We start from the raw sequence: 19818 nt of genomic DNA, 5'->3' as shown, positions 1-19818 counted from the left end.
CCATGTAAAGAATTACATGGTTATTTCTATAATGGCTGGCTGTAAAATTTTATTATGAAACTACTCCTTTGAAAGAAAGTGTTTTCGGGGTTTTGCTATCGCTTGTGGTAACACTCACTGTTTTCATGAATGCCCCTTTGCTCGCTGCATTATAACTTGCTTCTACAAATCCTTTTTTTCCAGGAAGAATGGGTGTTTTAGTATAATCTGCTGTTGTGCATCCGCATGAAGGAGCTACATTTTCAATAACTATAGGCTTTGAAGAGGTATTGGTAAATTCAAATCTGATCAGCTTAGGTTTTCCCTGAGGAATGGTTCCTACGTCTATAGATTCTGATTTCCATTTAATAGCATCTGCAATAGTCTTTACTATAGAATTGCTTTCAACAGGAAATACATTGGCATAAAATGGGGAGAATGCCAAAACTACTAAAAGGGCTGTAATTTTTAATTTTTTCATGAGTATAAATTTTAAGAGTTATAAAATTAAAATAATCTGTTATTATCTTTTGATATAGCAAATGTAAAGCGGATTGACCATACAACTTGTTAATTGCTATCAAACATTTGTTAACGAGTTGTTAATGATAAAAAATTAATAGATATTTTTGGATAATATTGCTCCAGGAAATGGAAATTAAAAAACTCAATATTATTATAACGCTCGGGTTCTTTGCTATCATCGGAATTATGACGGCACAGCTTTTATGGACCCGGCAGGCTTATAATCTTGAAGATAAAAAATTTAACCAGAAGGTTAATATCGCTTTACTGGAAGTTGTGGAAAAACTATCCGGAGGAAAAACTTCTTTTACCGAAAATCCTGTACAGAACATTTCTAATGATTATTATGTAGTTAATATTAATAATGAATTTCATCCTGCAGTTCTCGAGCATTATCTGAGAACAGAATTTACCCGTTTCCAAATCAATACAGATTATGTGTATGCCCTGTACAATTGCCACAGCGACAAAATGATTTACGGAAAATATATGTCGAAAAACCAGGAAGCCCCTAGTGATAAGGTTATTAATTTTCCAAAACATAAAAACCTAATCTATTATTTTTCAATCCGTTTTCCAGACAAAACAACCTATCTGATCAGTTCATTGCGGTTTTGGTACTTGCTTACACTGGCACTTTTCATCATCCTTCTTGTTTATGTTTATTCTATATACACGATTATTCAGCAAAAAAAATTCTCAGAACTGCAGAGGGATTTCATCAATAATATGACCCATGAGTTCAAAACCCCTTTGTCTTCAATACTCTTAGCATCAGAAGCTTTGAATAAGCATAATATGATACAGGAAAATCCCAAACTGGAAGCCTACACTTCTATCATTATCAATCAAAGCTACAAACTCAATAATCACATTGAAAAAATATTAAATATTGCAAAAAATGATGCTTCAGGACTGTCATTAAAGCCTCAGAAAATAGTACTGCTCCCATTTATCCGGGAAATTGCTGATACCCTACAGCAAAAGAATGAAAACCTCACACTCCATATAGAAATTGAAGATAACCCTTCAATTATTGCAGACGAATTTCACTTTACAAATATCATTTATAACATTTTGGATAACTCTGTTAAATATTGTGATACAAAGCCCGATATTACCATTTCATCGAATAAAGATTCAAAAGGTTTATATTTAAAGTTTAAAGATAACGGAATGGGGATTCCTGCTAAAAATATCCCTCATATTTTTGATAAGTTTTACAGGGTCAGCACAAAAAAAAGTGATGAAGTCAACGGTTTTGGGCTAGGCCTATTTTATGTAAAAAAAATTGTCCAGCAGCATCAATGGAAAATTTCTGTTGAGAATAATCCGGACAAGGGAATTACCGTCACTCTGTTTTTTCCGTTTAATTTTAATAATGTAAGTAATGGAAAAATCTAAAATTTTATATGCAGAAGATGATAAAACTATAGCCTTCCTCATCCAGGACAGCCTGGAAAGCTATTATGACATAGATCATTATCCGGATGGAAAATCCGCTCTTGAGGCCTTCAACAGCCAAAATTTTGACATCTGCCTGCTGGATATTATGATGCCTGGGCTCAACGGATTTGAGCTGGCACAGCACATTCGTACTAACAACTCTGAAATTCCTATTATTTTTATTTCTGCAAAAGCCTTGAAAGAAGATAGAATCAAAGGACTCAAGATAGGCGCTGATGATTATCTGGTAAAACCGTTCAGTATAGAAGAATTAATTTTAAAGATTGAAGTTTTCCTGAAACGCAGCAGAAAAGCTGATATCTCTCCGCTAAAACACAAGGTGGGAAAATATTATTTTGACCCTAAGAACTACACTCTGCAGGATACAGGAAATACCATTACCCTTACACAAAGAGAATCTGATCTGCTCTTATATTTTATCCTTCACAAAAATACAGTTGTTAAAAGACAGGACATACTGAAAGCAATCTGGGGAGATGATGACTATTTTATGGGTCGGAGTCTGGATGTATTTATTTCCAGATTACGAAAGGTATTTGCTGACGAACACAATATAATCATTGAAAATCTACATGGAATTGGTTTCCGGTTTTCTGAAAAATAAATTAAATATACATTTGTCTTAGCTATGTAAACCAAGTGCCTTTATTTATCTTTAATTAAGCAGATTGCTTTCCAAAAATATTGGTCTATCCTTATGATAATTAAACGCAAAGCAATACAAAGATTTGTAAATTATTCTTTGATTTTGATTACTTTTATCATTCGAAAATTTACTTATTCATGAAAAATTCGGGAACTTCTGTTTTTCTATTATTATTTTTATTATTTAGTTTAAATTTTAAAGCTCAACAATTCGAAAAGCTCTATCAATATGTAAATCCGTTAATAGGAACCGAAAAAATGGGTCATACCTACCCCGGAGCTACCGTTCCTTTCGGAGCCATACAGCTGAGTCCGGAAACTGATACGATTTCGTATGAGCTCAATGGAAAGTACAACGGCGAGGTTTATAAATACTGTGCGGGATACCGCTATGAAGACAAAACTATTGTAGGTTTCAGTTCCACCCATTTCAGCGGAACCGGACATTCTGACCTCGGAGATTTTCTAATCATGCCAACTGTTGGGAAACTGCAGCTAAACCCTGGAACAGCCTCCAATCCTGAAAATGGCTACCGAAGTAGATTCTCCCATCAAAACGAAAAAGCTGAAGCCGGATATTACAAAGTAAAGCTGGATGATCATAATATTCTTGCAGAACTGACCGCCTCCACAAGAACCGGAGTTCACCGGTATACCTTCCCAAAATCTGATCAGGCGCATATCATTTTAGACCTTACCGCAGGAATTTATAATTATGAAGGCAAAAATGTATGGACTTACGTACGTGTAGAAAATAACGGTACGGTGACGGGCTACCGCCAGACCAACGGGTGGGCAAGAACCAGAACGGTTTATTTCGCGATGAAATTTTCAAAGCCTTTTAAATCATACGGGCAGAAAAACTTTGACGGGCCACAGGTGTACAAAGGCTTCTGGAGAAAATTCGATCAGAATAAAAACTTTCCTGAGATTGCCGGCAAAAACCTGAAAATGTATTTTGATTTCGATACTCAAGAGAACGAAGCTGTCGAAGTAAAGCTAGCCATTTCTCCCGTAAGCCAGACCAATGCATTAGAAAACCTTGAAAAAGAAACCGGAAACCTGTCATTTGATCAGGTAAAGGCAAAAGCCCAGGAAAACTGGAATAAAGAACTTAATAAAATTGTCATCAAAGGTTCCGAAACAGAAAAAATGAACTTTTATACGGCAATGTATCACACTTTTATCAGCCCTACCACTTACATGGATATCAATGGGGAATATAAAGGTTTAGATCAGAATATCCACAAGGCAGAAGGTTTTACCAACTATACCACTTTCTCCATCTGGGATACATATCGAGCTCTTCATCCCTTCTTTAATATCATCCAGCCAAAACGGAATAATGATATGGTAAAATCGATGATGGCTCATTATGATCAGTTCTCCATGAAAATGCTTCCGATATGGTCCCATTATGCCAACGACAACTGGTGTATGAGTGGCTATCACAGTGTAAGTGTAGCAGCCGATGCGGTGATCAAAGGAAATTATAACGGCGATCCCAAAGAAGTATTGAAAGCATGCATTGCAACAGCTAATAAAAGAGATTATGAAGGCATCGGATATTATATAGATATGGGGTATATTCCGGCTGAAAAAAACGGAACTTCAGTTTCCAATACCCTGGAATATGCTTATGATGACTGGGCGATTGCCCAACTCGCAAAACATGTAGGCGAAACAGGAATTTATAATCAATTCATCAAACGTTCCGAAAACTGGAAAAATAATTTCGATCCTAAAGCAGGTTTCATGCGTCCCCGGTTAGCAGACGGCAGCTTCAAAAAAGATTTTAATGCGCTGAGTACTCACGGGCAGGGTTTCATTGAAGGGAATTCCTGGAATTACAGCTTTTTTGTTCCTCAAAATCCGGATGAATTAATGAAAATGATGGGCGGGAAGAAAAAATTCGCTTCAAAATTAGATGAGCTGTTCACAATGCATCTTCCCGACGAGTTTTTCGCAGACACAGAAGATATTACAAGAGAAGGAATTATCGGCGGTTATGTTCACGGAAACGAGCCGGCTCATCACGTTGCCTATTTTTACAACTGGGCAGGACAGCCCTGGAAAACCCAGGCTCAGATCCGCCGTATTCTAGAAATGCAATACAAAGCTACACCGGATGGACTTGGTGGAAATGATGATGCAGGACAGATGAGTGCATGGTATATTTTAAGCTCGCTCGGATTTTACCCTGTAGCACCCGGTTCTGAAGATTATGCGATTGGAAGTCCAGCGGTGGACCATGCAGTTCTGAATTTGGAAAACGGTAAAACGTTTGAAATTGAAGCCGTTAATCAGAGTTCGAAAAACGTGTATGTTGAAAAAATTCTGCTCAATGGCAAAGAGATAAAAAACTTCACACTGAAACATTCTGAAATTATGAATGGTGGAAAGTTGAGTTTTTATATGAGTGCTAAGGCTGGAAAATAATCCTTGCAAAATTTTGAACCTTTAAGGATTAATAAAAGTGTAATCCGTAATTTGCATACGATAATCATCATTTTGCATACATCGGCCTGCTAATTTCTGCTGAATTTTGTCCTGTTAAAAATCAGCAGAATATGAACAAAATAAAATTAGGAAATCAAGGGCTACACGTTCCGAATATCGGTTTGGGATGTATGGGCATGACAGGTTTTGAAGATGCCAATATGTATGGTAAGGCCGATGAAAAGGAAGCAATTGCAACCATTCACCGTTCTTTGGAGTTGGGTGGAAATTTTCTGGACACGGCTGATTTGTATGGCCCGTTTAAAAATGAACAGCTTATTGCAAAAGCCATTGGAACAGATCGTAACAAATACATCATTGCCACAAAATTTGGCTGGGAAATCGATGATAATGATAAGGTGACCTGGACGATCAACGGAAGCAAAAATTATGTAAAAAAAGCAGTCGAGCGCTCACTTAAAAATCTTAAAACAGATTATATAGATCTTTATTACATGCACCGTTTGGATAAAAATACTCCGATTGAGGAAACAGTGGGGGCAATGAGTGATCTTGTGAAAGAAGGAAAAGTTGGCTATATCGGTTTGTCGGAAGTATCTTCAGAAACGGTAAAAAAAGCGCATGCAGTTCATCCGATTACTGCTGTACAGAGTGAATTTTCTTTATTTGAGAGAACAGTAGAAGAAAAAGGTGTAATCAAAACTTTAAATGAATTGGCCATCGGTTTTGTGGCATATTCACCTTTGGGACGAGGATTTTTATCCGGACAGATCCGTTCTATTGATGATTTACCTGAAAATGATTTCCGTAGAGGGATTCCCCGTTTTCAGGAGCAACATTTTCATAAAAATCTTGAATTGGTGGAAGCCATTGAAAACCTTGCGAAAGAAAAGAATGTTACATCAACACAATTGGCATTGGCATGGATCATCAGCAAAGGGATTGTACCGATTCCGGGAACTAAGCGCAGAAAATATCTTGAGCAAAATATTGAAGCCGGTACAATTGTTTTAAGTGAAGCCGAACTTCAAAGAATAGAAAACATCGTACCTTTAGGAACAGATACGGGTGCTCCTTATGACGAATTCAGTATGGGACTTTTAGATTATTAAACTATAATTTACACTGATGAATACAATTTCTTCGATTTCAGCATTTCACCGGTTACTTTCGTTGCCTGAACCAAAGCATCCTTTAGTAAGTGTTATCAATTTATCCGAAAGTATTTTTTTGGAAGATGAAGTCTGGAAGGGTTTTGTTAACAGATTTTATTGTGTGGCTTTAAAAAGAGAAGTGAAAGGAAAAATAAGATACGGACAGCAGCATTATGATTATGACAAGGGAGTTTTAAGCTTTACAGCGCCCAATCAAGTCCAATATTTAGATTTGCAGAATATGGAATGCGGTTCTGGATACTTATTAATTTTCCATGAAGATTTTTTACTGAAACATCCTTTGGCAAATACAATTTCAGGTTTCGGCTTTTTCTCTTATGCTGTGAATGAAGCCTTACATTTATCTGAAGATGAAGAAAATAATTTGATCGAAATTTTACAAAAAATCGATGAAGAATGTCAGTATATCGACAGACATACACAGGAAATTATTTTATCTCAAATTGAGCTGCTTCTCAGCTATTCCAACCGTTTTTACGAGCGACAGTTTATCACCCGGAAAAACAATAATCATCAGTTATTGGTAAAATTTGAGCGTTTTCTGAATAATTATTTTGATGATGAACAATCAGCAGAAAAGGGACTTTTAACCGTACATCAGATTGCAGAATCGATGAATCTTTCTCCCAATTATCTGAGTGATTTTCTGAGAATTCATACCGGACAGAATACACAGCAGCATATTCATGAAAAGCTGATTAATAAAGCAAAAGAAAAGCTTTCAAACACCGATCTTTCTGTAAGTGAGATTGCTTATATTTTAGGTTTTGAACATTCTCAATCTTTTAGTACGCTTTTTAAAAAGAAAACCAAGATGTCACCTTTGGAATTCCGACAATCTTTTAATTAAATTTAATTTCAAAGAATAAACTCTCACAGATAGAACGAATTCAGCAGATGATTGCATTAAGAAATCTACTTTATCTGCAAAATCTGCGAGAGAAAAAAACATAAAAAGACTGCTGGTTTGCAGTCTTTTTATGAATAAGTTTTGGCTAAAGCCACTTTGACTTTTCAAATTAAAAAAACGGGCTAAAGCCCGTTCCTATTTATAATTACTGTGAAAATTTTATTTCAATTTATTCCTGAACTTCAAAAAGCAATCGCTCCCCGAACTTTTCTTCCGTGATCTTTCCATAATCATAGGCAAGATGCCCATTAACAAAAGTCTGCATCACTTTAGAGTGTAAATTCATTCCTTCCAGCGGGCTCCAACCACATTTGTAAAGAAGATTGTCTTTAGCTACAGTCCAGTCCGCATTTAAATCAACCAAAACAAGATCTGCTTTATATCCTTCTCTTACAAAACCTCTTTTCTCGATTCTGAAAAGTATTGCCGGATTATGGCACATCTTTTCAACAATCTTTTCCAAAGAAATTTTTCCGGAGTGATAATTTTCCAGCATTACCGGTAACGAATGCTGTACCAAAGGTGCACCGGAAGGACATTTTGTATATACATTCTGTTTTTCTTCCCAGGTATGAGGGGCGTGATCCGTGGCAATGACATCTATTCTGTCATCCAGCAATGCTTCCCAAAGTCCGTCTTTATCTTTTTGAGTTTTTACTGCCGGGTTCCATTTAATTAATCCCCCTTTTGTTTCATAATCTTCATTGGTAAATGTAAGGTGATGGACACACACCTCAGCCGTAATTTTTTTATCTTTTAAAGGAATATCATTTCTGAACAGCTCCATCTCTTTTGCTGTTGAAAGATGGAATACGTGAAGTCTTGCTCCTGTTTTTTCCGCCAATTCAATTGCTTTGGAAGAAGATTTATAACAGGCTTCCTCACTTCTGATCAGGTGATGGAATTTTACAGGAATATCCTCCCCGTATTCGTCAATATATTTCTGGGTATTGGCTTTGATTGTCGCTTCATCTTCACAGTGAACAGCAATCAGCATTTTTGTGCTTCCAAAGATATTCTCCAGTGTTTCAGGATTGTCTACGAGCATATTCCCCGTAGAAGAACCTAAAAATAATTTAATCCCCGGAACATTTCTGGGATTTGTTTTTAAAACTTCCTCCAGGTTATCATTTGTTCCGCCCATCATAAAACCGTAGTTAGCGTATGCTTTTTGAGCCCCGATTTCATACTTATCTGCCAATAATTCCTGAGTAACAGCATTAGGAACTGTATTGGGCTGGTCTATAAAGCTTGTAACTCCTCCGGCAATGGCAGCTCTGGATTCAGTTTCAATATCTCCTTTATGCGTCAGTCCCGGATCCCTGAAATGAACCTGATCGTCTATTACGCCTGGCAGAAGATATTTTCCGGAGCCGTCAATGATCTGATCTGCTTCCTCAGAAATATTGGGGTTTATTTTAGAAATCAGGTCATTTTCTATTAAGATATCGCTTTCGAAGATCTTACCTTCGTTCACAATCTTTACATTCTTGATTAGGGTCTTCATTTTTAGTTTAGAAATTAGATGTTAGAAGTTAGAGATGTCAGAAAATTTTTAAGTCAGAAAATTATAAGTGATTGGTAAACTGCAATCACTAATTTCTAACTTCTAATATCTAACATCTACAAAAAACAAAATTAAGGTTTATGAATGAATTTTAATGTCGCTGATTATAAATCAATTTCTAAATATTTACATTTGCATAAAAATTTCACACATTGAAAAAACTTCTCAACGAGACAATTATATATGGAATTGGGGCCATTATGCCGAGGATAATTGTAGTATTGCTTAATTATTTGTTCATTAAAAATATCAACAACAGCGATTTTGCAATATTTACCAATCTTTACGCATTAATTTCATTTGTAAACATTGTTCTTTCCTTTGGCTTTGAAACTGCCTATTTCAGATTTTCATCTGATAAGGATAATGAGCAGAAAGTTTTCAACACATCATTTTGGTTTTTGACAGGATTATCAACTGTTTTTTTAATCCTCGTTTTACTGTTTAATCAACCAATTGCCAATGTTTTCGGATATGAAAAAACGCCTGAATTTATCAAATGGTTTGCATGGATTGCTTTCTTTGATAACCTTCTCGTTATTCCTCTGGCGTGGTTCAGGTTTCATAATAAACCCATAAAATATACTGCTATCCGAGTGATACAGGCTGTTTTCCAGAGTATTTTCGCAATTGCGTTATTCCTTTATATTCCGCAGGAATTTTCATTTAAATTAGGTTTAAAAGAAAAAGTTGCCTACCCCTTCTTCAGTAATTTAGCTGCAAGTGGTTTAGGATTTTTACTTGTCTTACCCATTATTTTAAAGGTGAAGTTTCAGTTTTCAAGAGACCTCTTCCTTCAAATGATTAAGTATTCCTGGCCGGTAATGATAGCAGGGTTAGCCTTCATGGTGAATGAAAACTTTGATAAGTTTATTCAGAAATTTATCATTAATGATGCTGAAGCGGGAGCTTATGGAGGCTGCTATAAAATGGCTGTTCTTATGACTCTTTTTGTTACAGCCTACAGAATGGGAATTGAGCCTTTCTTCTTTAAACAAATGCAGAATGAAAATGCTAAACTCACGTATGCAAAAGTTACTGAATACTTTTCGTTTTTTGCGTCCGTAGTTGCTTTAGGAATTATTGCCAATGTTTCATGGATAAAACTTTTATTAGTTCCCAATAGCAGTTATTGGATTGCTATCAATATCATTCCCATCATTGTAATTGCCAATTTATTCTTCGGAATTTATTATAATCTTTCTACTTGGTATAAAGTAACGGACAGAACAAGAGTTGGAACTTATATTTCCTGGACCGGTGCAGTTATTACTATTGCTTTAAACTTTTTATTTCTAAAAAAATATGGTTTCATGGTATCTGCCTGGGTAACTCTGGCCGCTTATTTTATCATGATGGTTCTTTCCTATTTTTTAGGCCAAAAATACTACCCTATTCCTTACAGAATGAAAAAAATATCATTTTTCATTATCCTGTTAGCGGTTTTCAGTTATATAATTGTGGAATTATTCGATTACAATTTCTGGATCGGAAACCTTTTATTCCTTATTTATGCAGGTATCCTGATATATTCAGAAAAAGATCTGCTGTTATCAAGAATCAGGAAAAACTAATTTATGGCCTCTAATTTGATACTATTGAGTTCTTTTAAAAAAATTAAACAGAAGATTAATAAAGATGATAATTATTACGATCAGCAATGATTTTAATGATTATCTTTAGCCTAATCAAAATAACAAAATAATAAATAAACATTGTCATATCATTTATGAAAATAATTGTTCCTATGGCTGGACGTGGTTCCAGATTACGTCCACATACACTGACAGTTCCAAAACCTCTTATCCCGATTGCTGGGAAACCCATCGTACAAAGACTGGTAGAAGATATTGCTAAGGTGGCAGGTGAAAAAATTGAAGAAGTAGCATTTATCATCGGGGATTTCGGGCCGGAGATTGAAAAATCTCTTCTTCAGATAGCCGAAAAACTGGGAGCAAAAGGCAGTATATATTACCAGAATGACCCACTTGGAACAGCACATGCTATTAAATGTGCAGAGGACTCTATGCAGGGAGATGTGGTAATTGCTTTTGCAGATACTCTTTTCCGTGCAGATTTCCAGCTGGATAAAAATTCGGATGGGGTGATCTGGGTAAAAAGCGTAGAAGATCCTTCAGCTTTCGGAGTGGTAAAATTAGATAATTACGGTTTTATTACCGACTTTGTTGAAAAACCTCAAACTTTCGTTTCAGATCTTGCTATTATCGGTATTTATTACTTCAACAGTGCTGAAAAACTGATGAACGAGATCAATTATATTATGGATAATAATATAAAAAACGGTGGCGAATACCAGTTGACAACAGCATTGGAAAACCTTAGAGCAAAAGGAGCAAAATTCACTTTAGGAAAAGTGAATGACTGGATGGACTGCGGAAACAAAAATGCTACCGTAGAAACCAACAGCAAAATCCTTGAGTATGAAAGAGAAGCAATGCTTAACCATCCTGCATCAGCCGTTATTGAGAATTCATTAATCATTCAGCCTTGTTTTATCGGTGAAAACGTACAAATTTCCAACTCAAAGATTGGTCCCGGCGTTTCACTGGGAAATAATACGATCATCGTCAATTCCAATATTGAAAATTCCCTGATCCAGGAAAACACAAGAATCAACCACGGGAATCTTTCCAACTCAATGATTGGAAATTCTGCGCAGTACTTTGGAGTTTCCAGAGAGATCTCTTTGGGTGACTACTCAGTTTTAGATTTTTTATCTAAATAAGATCAGAAATAATTAATTTAAAATAAGATACATCCAAACCACATAACATCTGTTGTGTGGTTTGGCGTTAATATTGCAGCGTATTTTTTTTAATCGAAAGACAAAATACATGAAAAACTGGATCCCGATACTTCTCCTGTTGCTTACCCTATCATCCTGTAAAACAAGAAATGCAGCTAAAAACAATGGCAGCAATCAGGATAGTACCGTCATAGCAGAAGACAACAGAAATCCCAAAGATGCCAATGAGCCGGTGAGAGACAAACTTACCTTCTACGAGCATGTCCTTCTTCCGCCGAAATTTGATCAGATCAAAATCAACAGTAAAGTAAATGTGGAAACCGGAAACTTTATCCCAACCCTTGATGCTGTCATTTATATTGAAAATGATAAAAAAGTATGGATGAATCTTCAGGCATTTTTATTTACCGTAGCAAGAGGTATCGCTACGCCTGAAGGGATCAAAGGTCAAGACAAAACCAGTAAGACTTACATCGATTCAGATTTTGATTATTTAAATAATTTGCTGAATGTAAATTTCATCGATTACAAATCGCTGGAAAAAATACTGATGGGAAGAACTTTTGTGAAGATTAGTGATTCCCAATATACCCTCACCAAAAACATGCAGGGCTTTAAAATGGTTTCCAATACCAATCAGAAAATTGTCACGGACCAAAAAACCAGAGAGTACAAAATTGAGCTTCAGTATGATACCAATTATGATCTGCTGAGTGTGAATTTAAAGGATGTTTTATCTCCTGATGAATTGGAAATCTCTTACAGCAACTGGGATGAATACAATGGAATCCGCCTTCCAAAAAATGTTAAAATAATTATAAAAGGTTCAAAATCTAGCCAAATTTTACTGGAAAACACGAAATTTGACTTTTCGAGGATGGAAACAGCTTATTCTGTACCATCCAGTTATAAGAAAATTGAGATTAAATGATTAAAAAATTTAGCTTTTTAATAGGTATTCTACTGTTCGGCCTGCATCAGGGACAGCAGAACAAGGAACAGCTTCAGAAACAGAATGCCGATCTTAAAAAACAAATTGTACAGATAAACACAGACCTGGCAAAAACCAGAACTGAATCTAAACTTTCAGTCGCCTATCTTAATAATGTCAATAAAAAACTAACTTTAAGAGAGAAGGTATATACCAACACTCAGAAAGAAAAAAGATTTATTGAAGATGAGATCTATCTGCGTCAGCTGGAAATCAACCGTCAAAATAAAGAACTGGCAGTTCTCAGAAAAAATTATGCTGAAGTTCTTGTCAATGCATACAAAAACAAAGGGGTACAGAACAAAGTAACCTTTATTCTTTCATCCAAAAACTTGGGTGAAGCTATCAGAAGAGTTCAGTACCTGAAACAGTACGCAGACTATCAGGATAAAAAAGCTGCAGAAATAAGCAATGCAGCCGCACAGATTAAAAAATCAATCGCACAGAAACAGAACTCTGCAAGAGAGAAAGAAAATCTTCTGGCCAACCAGCAGAAAGATCTGGCAACCATTAATGCAGAAAGAGCACAGAAAGAACAATTGCTGGCAGATTTCAAGAAAAACGAAGCCAAGCTTACCGTGGAACTTAAGCAGAAACAGGTTCAGTCTAAGGCATTAGAAGGGCAGATCAGAGCTATCATCGCAGAAGAAATCAGAATAGCAAAAGCGGAAGAAGAAGCCAGAAGAAAAGCGGAAGCTGAAAAAATTCGTATGGCTAAAATAATTGCGGAAAGAGAAAAAGCCAGAATTGAAGCAGAGGCAAAAGCCAGAGCTGAAGCTCTTGAAAGAGAAAGAAAACTGGCAGAAATTGAAGCCAAAAAAGCCGCAGATCTAGCCGCTAAAAGAGCTGAAGAAGAGAAAAAACGTAATGAAGAGGCTGCAAGAGCAGAAGCCAGTGCAAAAGATGAAGCCAGAAGAGTGGCCGCTAAAAAAGCATCTGATGAAGCTAACGCAAGAGCAAAAGAAGCCACAGATAAACTTGTTGCCGCAAGAGCTGCAGAAGCCGCACTGAACAAGAAAAAAGAAGAAGAGAAAAAGGCCGCTGAAACTAAAGCAATGACCAGCTATGGAGTGACTACAACTCCGGGAAGCAGTTTTGCAGACAGCAGAGGAAGACTTGGATATCCTGCAGACAGAGCGGGACAGGTTACCCACCGATTCGGAAGACAGCCACACCCGGTTTTCAAAAATATTGTTGAGGAAAATACAGGGATTAAAATATCAGTTCCATCCGGCACCCGTGCAAAATCTGTATATCCGGGATCAGTCTCTTCAGTATTGGCAAATAGTGACGGAACCAAAACTGTAATGGTAAAACACGGAAACTATTTTACGATCTACTCCAACTTGGGAAGCGTAAGTGTATCCAAAGGACAGCAGGTTTCTTCCGGCACTCCTGTAGGTACGGTAGCTCAGGATTTCGACGGTTCTTATACCCTTGACTTTCAGGTATGGAACGGAAATACGCCAGTTGATCCATTAGGTTGGATTTCATATTAAAAAAAGCGTAACTTTGCAAAAATCTTAAGAGATGAACACACTAACAATACTTGCCTTATCTTGGCAGCACATCCTTATCGTAGCTATACTTTTGGTATTGCTGTTTGGAGGAAAGAAAATTCCGGAATTAATGAGAGGAGTTGGTTCAGGAATCAAAGAATTTAAAGATGCGGTGAAGGAAGAAGACAAACCAGGTTCTGAAAACAAAACCTCTTCTACCAACAATAATACTCCCAGCAACTAAAATTCTTCAGCAATAATGAATTTTACTGAGACTGCATGGAAAGTCTTCAATCAATCTATTGAAGATTATCACGTGTCCGATGACGTTAACACTCTAATTAATAACCCTTTCGAAAAAGACAGTTTGGAACGGATTTTGTATGCAAAGAACTGGATTGATACCGTTCAATGGCATTTGGAAGATATTATTAGAGATGAAAATATTGATCCTGCTGAAGCTCTTCAATTGAAGAGAACAATAGATGCATCCAACCAGAAAAGAACAGATCTGGTAGAATTTATCGACAGCTGGTTCCTTACAAAGTTTGAAAATATAACTCCCAAACCTGATGCAAAAATCAATACAGAAACACCCGCTTGGGCTGTAGACAGATTATCAATTCTTGCATTAAAGGTTTATCATATGTCATTAGAGGCCAATAGGGAATCCGCTTCTGAAGAGCACCGTGCCAACTGCCAGGCTAAACTGGATGTACTGCTTACTCAGAAAGAAGACCTATCAACTTCTATTAATCAGTTGCTTACTGATATTGAATGCGGTAATGTTAAGATGAAAGTATACAAACAAATGAAAATGTATAACGATGATAGTCTTAACCCGATCCTTTATCAAAAGGGGCAACAGAAATGAGAAAACTATTTTTTTTTGGAGTACTACTATTAATCATAACTTCCTGCGCAACGGAGAAGCTTAATCTTTCCCCGTTGTCAAATAATTTTTATAGCGAAACTAAGGGTTCTGATTCCGACAGAGGGGCAAAAAAAGGCTTTGATATCAATATCAAAGAAAATGTAAACGCTTCTGAAATTTCAAATCTGATTTCTACTTTTCCAAAGTTTAAGAATAACAGTTTGAATGATGAAGTCACAAGCTTGAAATACAGCCTTCAGAATTATTTATATGCCATTGATGCCAACAATTCACCGGGAAAAAGCAGAGCCATTAAAAGCTTCGAAAAATCATACAAGAAAATTCAGAAACTTAGACAGCAGCTTGGCAAGGATGATGATGAAGTTCTTAACAGATATCTAGTCCGTCTAAAAACCAATATTTCTGTAATCGAAGATTCTTTAAAAGGAAATTAAAAAACGAACCATTATTAATGATTAAAATTCAGGCAGAAGCCAATGTTCCTACGGAGCACGGCTCTTTCCGAATGATCGCTTTCTCCGAAAACGAAAACGACTGGATGCCACATATGGCCATCGTAGCAGAAAATACAGATTTTTCAAAACCGGTGAACGTACGTTTCCATTCCGAATGCATTACCGGAGAAGTTTTCCATTCAAAAAAATGTGAATGCGGACAGCAACTGGATGCCGCAATGAAATATACCCATGACCACGGAGGGATTATTGTTTATCTTCGTCAGGAAGGAAGAAATATCGGGATCATCAACAAACTCAAAGCATATTCATTGCAGGAAAAAGGTCTTGATACAGTACAGGCTAATCTGCAACTGGGACTTCCCGCTGATGACAGAAACTTTGGAGTAGCTATTGAAATCCTTAACCTTTTAGAGGTAAAAGATATTAACCTTCTGACCAACAACCCAGAAAAGGTAAAATATGTGGTAAACAGCAACATTAACCTCAATTCCAGGATTCCTCTACAGATTCCTGCCAATGAGATGAGTAAGGGCTATTTAAAAACAAAAAAAGACTTCTTTGGCCATCTTCTGGATGACAATGATAACTAATAAAAAACAAAGCTTCAGAAAATTCTGAAGCTTTTTTCATAACAAATTCCTTTGGTTAAGAAATTAATAATACGCATGATAGATGAAGAGTAAGGCGAGATCCTTGTCAAGGTTTAAAACCTTGACAAGGATACTTTCCCGAACTCGAGGTAGTTTAAATAATACAACTATTTTATATTATGTTTTCTCTTCAACAATTTCATACTTCAGGCTTACTTCTTGACAACATTAAAAAAATAACTTTACCCTGAACTCGGGTTAAAATACAACAAAAGCTCCGGAATTTCTCCCGGAGCTTTTTTAATAATTATAAAAAACTGAAAAGATATTTCTTAAATTAATTCACTTTGATAGTTTGCACTTTAGTGTCATCAAGATTGTAATACTTAACTACTGCGTTGTAATCACTGTAATCTACAGCCGCTTGTTTATTTTTTGCACCACCAACACCTGTCGCGCTAGCAGGAACAAGTACAATTCTAAAAGTCTGATTATTTAAATAAGTAGCAATCTCGCCAGATGTAAGATCTGTTGGCAGATTAAAATTCTCGTCATCAATTCTAATCTCTACATTTTGAGCATTAAAAACAAAATTGTAATCAAATACTCTATTTGTCGGCTTACCAGCTACATCTGGTATGTAAACAGATTTTGGAATTTGCTGCCAAACATTGCCAGAAACCAATCTATAGACTAAAACCACATCTGTACTTGGAATATTAAGTCCTTGAGAAATAGTGTAGTTACCACTACTTGAAAAAGAACCTGTAATATCTTTCATTTGTGAAATTGTATCATAATCAACAGCCTGTACAACATCATCATCATTGTCGCAGCTATAAGCAGTAAAACCTACAGCACCCAGGAATAAAAAGAGAAGTATTTTTTTCATTTTTAGAAAAGTTTAGTTATTATTTATAAAGCGTATTCAAATCATATACCAAAAATTACAAAAACTTTGTTTTCATCATTTTTTTAATTGTATTTTTGTTCTTATTCAAAAGATCATGAAGAAATTGTTATATACTTCCCTATTTATTTTTTCATTAATAAGCTTTACAGCCCAAGCTCAGTACCAGCCCAAAAACATTTCCGAAGAAGACCTGAAAAAAGCTCATCACTGGGTGAATAAAACCTACAGATCACTTTCTCAGGATGAAAAGTTGGGGCAGCTGTTTATTGTAGCTCTTTATACAAATAAAGGTGAAGACTATATTAACCAGATCAGAAATATCGTGGTTAATGATAAGATCGGAGGATTAATCTTAATGCAGGACGACGCTGCCAGAGAAATCAACCTGGTTAATGAATTCCAGCAGAAATCAAAAATTCCGATGATGATCGGGATGGATGCAGAATGGGGCTTGTTCCAAAGAATTGCCACAGCACATAAATTTCCATGGGCGATGACCCTAGGAGCAATACAGGATAAGAACCTTATTTACCAGATGTCCGCCAAGATAGCAGAAGATTGCCACAGAATGGGGATCAACTGGGATTTCGCACCGGTTGTTGATGTAAATACCAATCCGGATAATCCTATTATCGGAAACAGAAGTTTCGGTTCAGAAGTAGATAATGTGATCAGTTCTGCATTATCTTATTCCAACGGTCTTCAGGATAATACGATTCTTGCCGCCATCAAACATTTCCCGGGACATGGTGATACCAGTACAGATTCTCACTTGGATCTGCCTGTAGTTTCGCATAGCTTAGAAAGATTAAATACTGTTGAATTGGCTCCTTTTAAAGCTTTAATGGGCAAAGGAATCGGTGGTGTGATGGTAGCTCACTTATATGTGCCGAGCCTTGAATCCGGCAAAGGAATTCCTGCTTCTGTTTCTAAAAATATTATTACAGGCGTATTAAAAGATAAGCTGGGCTACAAGGGTTTAATCATTACCGATGCGCTGAACATGGGTGCTGTAGCTAATAAATATAAGCCGGGGCAACTGGATGCACTTGCTTTTAAAGCTGGAAATGACATCATGCTTTTCTCTCAGGGAGTTTCGGAAGGAAAAAAATTAATTCAGAAAGCTATTGAAAACGGTGAAATTCCACAATCAAGAGTGGAAGAAAGTGTCAAGAAAATTTTACTTACAAAATATTTTTTGGGGCTTAACCAATACACTCCGAAAAATCCCGTAAATATCAACAACGACCTGAACAATGATTCTCACAAAACATTGGTACAAAATCTTTATGCCAATGCACTTACTTTATTAAAAGATGATCAAAAACTGCTTCCTGTTACTGGAAAACAGATTTATTATGTTCCACTGGAAGAAGCCCCTTATCAGACTTTCGCCAATCAGCTGGGATCAACTGTCATGATCAAAAAAGCAAATGAGATTAATACAATTCCTGCAGGTTCTACCGTAATCGTAGGATTTCACAAGGATAATTCAACAGCGTATAAACCTTATAAAATTTCGGCAGAATCTAAGAAAGTTCTTGCTGATCTTACCAAAAATCAAAAAGTTATTTTAAGTGTTTTCGGAAGCGCTTATGCTTTAAAAGACATTGATATTACAAAAGTATCTACCGTTCTTGTCGCCTATGAAAATAATGATGACTCTATGACGGCCGCAGCCAATGCTCTGAACGGAAAAACAAAAATATGGGGCAGGCTGCCTGTTCTGGTCAATGATCAGCTGAAAGCAGGCATGGGGATCGATAGTGGTCCAGCTTCAGCTTCAAATACCACAGTTTTTACAACATCAAAACAACAATAATCTAATGAAAATAGGCATACTTTGCTATCCAACATACGGGGGAAGCGGAATCGTAGCAACAGAACTGGGAATGTCCCTGGCCAATAAGGGCTATGAAGTCCATTTTATAAGTTCTGCACTCCCTGCAAGACTAGACATTACCAACCCGAACATTTTTTTTCACAGAGTGAATGTACAGACCTATCCGCTTTTCCAGTATCAGCCTTATGATATTGCGCTAAGTTCGATGATCTATCGTGTAGTGAACCTTTATAAGCTTGACCTGTTACACGCTCATTATGCCATTCCATATGCCTACGCTGCATTTACTGCCAAGCAGATGCTGAAGGAGGATAATAATGATATTCCATTGGTCACTACACTCCACGGAACCGATATTACTCTTGTGGGACAGCATCCAAGCTATAAGCATGCCGTAGAATTTTCCATCAACCAGTCAGACGCTATTACTTCGGTTTCTGAAAGCCTGAAAAAGGACACCCTGCAGTTTTTCAATATCAAGAAAGAAATACAGGTGATTACCAATTTTATTGATAATTCTGAATTTGATGACTGCACAGAATGCCAGAGAACCCAGTTTGCCAATCCGGACGAAAAAATTCTGATCCATGTTTCCAATCTTCGTCCTGTAAAGCGTGTAGAGGAAGTATTGCAGATATTTAAGAGTGTTGAGAAAAAAGTAAAATCAAAACTGATCATCATCGGTGAAGGACCGGATATGGAAAAAGTGAATCAGTTTTTAGAAGAAAATCCTGAGCTTATTTCAAAAATCCGCTTATTAGGAAAAGTAAATGACTTGTATAAGATCTTACAGCTGTCTGATGTATTTTTACTTCCTTCCGAGCAGGAAAGTTTCGGTCTGGCAGCTCTTGAGGCAATGGCAGCTTACACCCCTGTAATCAGCTCCAATGCGGGCGGAATTCCTGAAGTAAATATACAGGGTGAAACAGGATTTTTGGCTGAAATTGGAAATGTAGAGGCTATGAGCAATTACACCATCAAGCTACTAAGCAATGATGAGCTTTTAACCAAAATGAAAAAAAATGCGAAAGATCAGGCTATAAAATTCGATTTGAAAAACATTCTTCCTATATATGAAGAAATGTATAGAACGACTATAGAAAATTTCAAAAAAGAGCCGGCGAAAGTATAATA

Annotated in this window: 18 protein-coding genes; 15 read left to right on the top strand and 3 right to left on the bottom strand. The window is 36.5% G+C overall.

Annotation, left to right across the window (positions count from 1 at the left end):
- Positions 1-52: 52 nt before the first annotated feature.
- Positions 53-460 carry a DUF1573 domain-containing protein gene (locus ACTJIV_RS03840; RefSeq protein WP_336377673.1) on the bottom strand — a complete coding sequence of 136 codons (408 nt, stop codon included), beginning with the start codon at positions 458-460 and terminating at the stop codon, positions 53-55.
- 170 nt (positions 461-630) lie between these two features.
- Here ACTJIV_RS03840 and ACTJIV_RS03835 point away from each other — a divergent pair, with 170 nt between their 5' ends.
- From ACTJIV_RS03835 to ACTJIV_RS03815, 5 genes are all read left to right on the top strand, one after another.
- Complete coding sequence (locus tag ACTJIV_RS03835) at positions 631-1908, top strand: sensor histidine kinase (protein WP_111957269.1); 1278 nt, start codon at positions 631-633, stop codon at positions 1906-1908.
- Positions 1895-2575 (top strand): response regulator transcription factor, encoded by a 681-nt coding sequence (locus ACTJIV_RS03830; protein WP_440625694.1) that lies wholly within the window; start codon positions 1895-1897, stop codon positions 2573-2575. Before ACTJIV_RS03835 ends, ACTJIV_RS03830 begins: the two co-directional genes overlap by 14 nt.
- Before the next feature lie 179 nt (positions 2576-2754).
- On the top strand, positions 2755-5055 hold the full coding sequence (locus ACTJIV_RS03825) for a GH92 family glycosyl hydrolase (RefSeq protein WP_440625692.1): 2301 nt from the start codon (positions 2755-2757) through the stop codon (positions 5053-5055).
- Between the two features lie 131 nt (positions 5056-5186).
- Positions 5187-6188, top strand: a complete 1002-nt coding sequence (locus ACTJIV_RS03820) for an aldo/keto reductase (protein ID WP_440625690.1) — start codon at positions 5187-5189, stop codon at positions 6186-6188.
- A 16-nt stretch (positions 6189-6204) separates the two neighbouring features.
- On the top strand, positions 6205-7101 hold the full coding sequence (locus ACTJIV_RS03815) for a helix-turn-helix domain-containing protein (protein WP_440625689.1): 897 nt from the start codon (positions 6205-6207) through the stop codon (positions 7099-7101).
- Positions 7102-7330: 229 nt separating this feature from the next.
- Here ACTJIV_RS03815 and ACTJIV_RS03810 read toward each other — a convergent pair whose 3' ends face one another.
- Complete coding sequence (locus ACTJIV_RS03810; protein WP_440625687.1) at positions 7331-8668, bottom strand: dihydroorotase; 1338 nt, start codon at positions 8666-8668, stop codon at positions 7331-7333.
- Positions 8669-8880: 212 nt separating this feature from the next.
- Between ACTJIV_RS03810 and ACTJIV_RS03805 the strand changes: the two genes are divergently transcribed.
- The 8 genes from ACTJIV_RS03805 to ribA all read left to right on the top strand — a co-directional run bounded on the left by ACTJIV_RS03805 (position 8881) and on the right by ribA (position 15928).
- Entirely contained in the window at positions 8881-10302 is a 1422-nt protein-coding gene (locus tag ACTJIV_RS03805) for a lipopolysaccharide biosynthesis protein (RefSeq protein ID WP_111957259.1), read from the top strand.
- A gap of 155 nt (positions 10303-10457) precedes the next feature.
- Positions 10458-11474, top strand: coding sequence for a sugar phosphate nucleotidyltransferase (locus tag ACTJIV_RS03800; protein WP_111957258.1), 1017 nt, complete (start codon positions 10458-10460; stop codon positions 11472-11474).
- A gap of 109 nt (positions 11475-11583) precedes the next feature.
- Positions 11584-12426: a DUF4292 domain-containing protein gene (locus ACTJIV_RS03795; RefSeq protein WP_336377678.1), complete on the top strand. Its 843-nt coding sequence runs from the start codon at positions 11584-11586 to the stop codon at positions 12424-12426.
- Positions 12423-13985, top strand: coding sequence for a peptidoglycan DD-metalloendopeptidase family protein (locus tag ACTJIV_RS03790; protein WP_111957256.1), 1563 nt, complete (start codon positions 12423-12425; stop codon positions 13983-13985). Before ACTJIV_RS03795 ends, ACTJIV_RS03790 begins: the two co-directional genes overlap by 4 nt.
- 31 nt (positions 13986-14016) lie before the next feature.
- Positions 14017-14229, top strand: a complete 213-nt coding sequence (locus ACTJIV_RS03785; protein WP_111957255.1) for a twin-arginine translocase TatA/TatE family subunit — start codon at positions 14017-14019, stop codon at positions 14227-14229.
- 15 nt (positions 14230-14244) lie between these two features.
- Positions 14245-14859: a DUF4254 domain-containing protein gene (locus ACTJIV_RS03780; RefSeq protein ID WP_111957254.1), complete on the top strand. Its 615-nt coding sequence runs from the start codon at positions 14245-14247 to the stop codon at positions 14857-14859.
- A complete protein-coding gene (locus tag ACTJIV_RS03775; protein WP_111957253.1) occupies positions 14856-15314 on the top strand; it encodes a hypothetical protein in 459 nt (152 codons plus the stop codon). The genes ACTJIV_RS03780 and ACTJIV_RS03775 overlap by 4 nt, the downstream gene beginning before the upstream one ends.
- Positions 15315-15331: 17 nt before the next feature.
- The gene (ribA, locus tag ACTJIV_RS03770) at positions 15332-15928 is read left to right on the top strand and encodes a GTP cyclohydrolase II (protein WP_111957252.1); all 597 of its coding nucleotides are present in this window, start codon (positions 15332-15334) and stop codon (positions 15926-15928) included.
- 337 nt (positions 15929-16265) lie between these two features.
- Here ribA and ACTJIV_RS03765 read toward each other — a convergent pair whose 3' ends face one another.
- Positions 16266-16820, bottom strand: a complete 555-nt coding sequence (locus ACTJIV_RS03765; protein ID WP_111957250.1) for a hypothetical protein — start codon at positions 16818-16820, stop codon at positions 16266-16268.
- Positions 16821-16935: 115 nt separating this feature from the next.
- On the opposite strand from ACTJIV_RS03765, the gene ACTJIV_RS03760 reads away from it, so the two are divergent.
- Together ACTJIV_RS03760 and bshA are read left to right on the top strand one after the other, a co-directional pair.
- Positions 16936-18663 (top strand): glycoside hydrolase family 3 protein, encoded by a 1728-nt coding sequence (locus ACTJIV_RS03760; RefSeq protein ID WP_440625682.1) that lies wholly within the window; start codon positions 16936-16938, stop codon positions 18661-18663.
- A gap of 4 nt (positions 18664-18667) precedes the next feature.
- On the top strand, positions 18668-19816 hold the full coding sequence (bshA, locus tag ACTJIV_RS03755) for an N-acetyl-alpha-D-glucosaminyl L-malate synthase BshA (RefSeq protein ID WP_111957246.1): 1149 nt from the start codon (positions 18668-18670) through the stop codon (positions 19814-19816).
- Positions 19817-19818: the final 2 nt, after the last annotated feature.

The organism is Chryseobacterium sp. 22532, assembly GCF_052044665.1.
Classification (GTDB): Bacteria; Bacteroidota; Bacteroidia; order Flavobacteriales; family Weeksellaceae; genus Chryseobacterium; species Chryseobacterium lathyri.
Note: the sequence above shows the minus strand (reverse complement) of the source record. Positions and strands in the feature narration are given on the sequence as shown.

Coding starts and splice junctions, on each gene's coding strand:
- ACTJIV_RS03840 (WP_336377673.1), bottom strand. CDS start 460: ATGAAAAAATTAAAAATTACAGCCCTTTTAGTAGTTTTGGCATTCTCC.
- ACTJIV_RS03835 (WP_111957269.1), top strand. CDS start 631: ATGGAAATTAAAAAACTCAATATTATTATAACGCTCGGGTTCTTTGCT.
- ACTJIV_RS03830 (WP_440625694.1), top strand. CDS start 1,895: ATGGAAAAATCTAAAATTTTATATGCAGAAGATGATAAAACTATAGCC.
- ACTJIV_RS03825 (WP_440625692.1), top strand. CDS start 2,755: ATGAAAAATTCGGGAACTTCTGTTTTTCTATTATTATTTTTATTATTT.
- ACTJIV_RS03820 (WP_440625690.1), top strand. CDS start 5,187: ATGAACAAAATAAAATTAGGAAATCAAGGGCTACACGTTCCGAATATC.
- ACTJIV_RS03815 (WP_440625689.1), top strand. CDS start 6,205: ATGAATACAATTTCTTCGATTTCAGCATTTCACCGGTTACTTTCGTTG.
- ACTJIV_RS03810 (WP_440625687.1), bottom strand. CDS start 8,668: ATGAAGACCCTAATCAAGAATGTAAAGATTGTGAACGAAGGTAAGATC.
- ACTJIV_RS03800 (WP_111957258.1), top strand. CDS start 10,458: ATGAAAATAATTGTTCCTATGGCTGGACGTGGTTCCAGATTACGTCCA.
- ACTJIV_RS03795 (WP_336377678.1), top strand. CDS start 11,584: ATGAAAAACTGGATCCCGATACTTCTCCTGTTGCTTACCCTATCATCC.
- ACTJIV_RS03790 (WP_111957256.1), top strand. CDS start 12,423: ATGATTAAAAAATTTAGCTTTTTAATAGGTATTCTACTGTTCGGCCTG.
- ACTJIV_RS03785 (WP_111957255.1), top strand. CDS start 14,017: ATGAACACACTAACAATACTTGCCTTATCTTGGCAGCACATCCTTATC.
- ACTJIV_RS03780 (WP_111957254.1), top strand. CDS start 14,245: ATGAATTTTACTGAGACTGCATGGAAAGTCTTCAATCAATCTATTGAA.
- ACTJIV_RS03775 (WP_111957253.1), top strand. CDS start 14,856: ATGAGAAAACTATTTTTTTTTGGAGTACTACTATTAATCATAACTTCC.
- ribA (WP_111957252.1), top strand. CDS start 15,332: ATGATTAAAATTCAGGCAGAAGCCAATGTTCCTACGGAGCACGGCTCT.
- ACTJIV_RS03765 (WP_111957250.1), bottom strand. CDS start 16,820: ATGAAAAAAATACTTCTCTTTTTATTCCTGGGTGCTGTAGGTTTTACT.
- ACTJIV_RS03760 (WP_440625682.1), top strand. CDS start 16,936: ATGAAGAAATTGTTATATACTTCCCTATTTATTTTTTCATTAATAAGC.
- bshA (WP_111957246.1), top strand. CDS start 18,668: ATGAAAATAGGCATACTTTGCTATCCAACATACGGGGGAAGCGGAATC.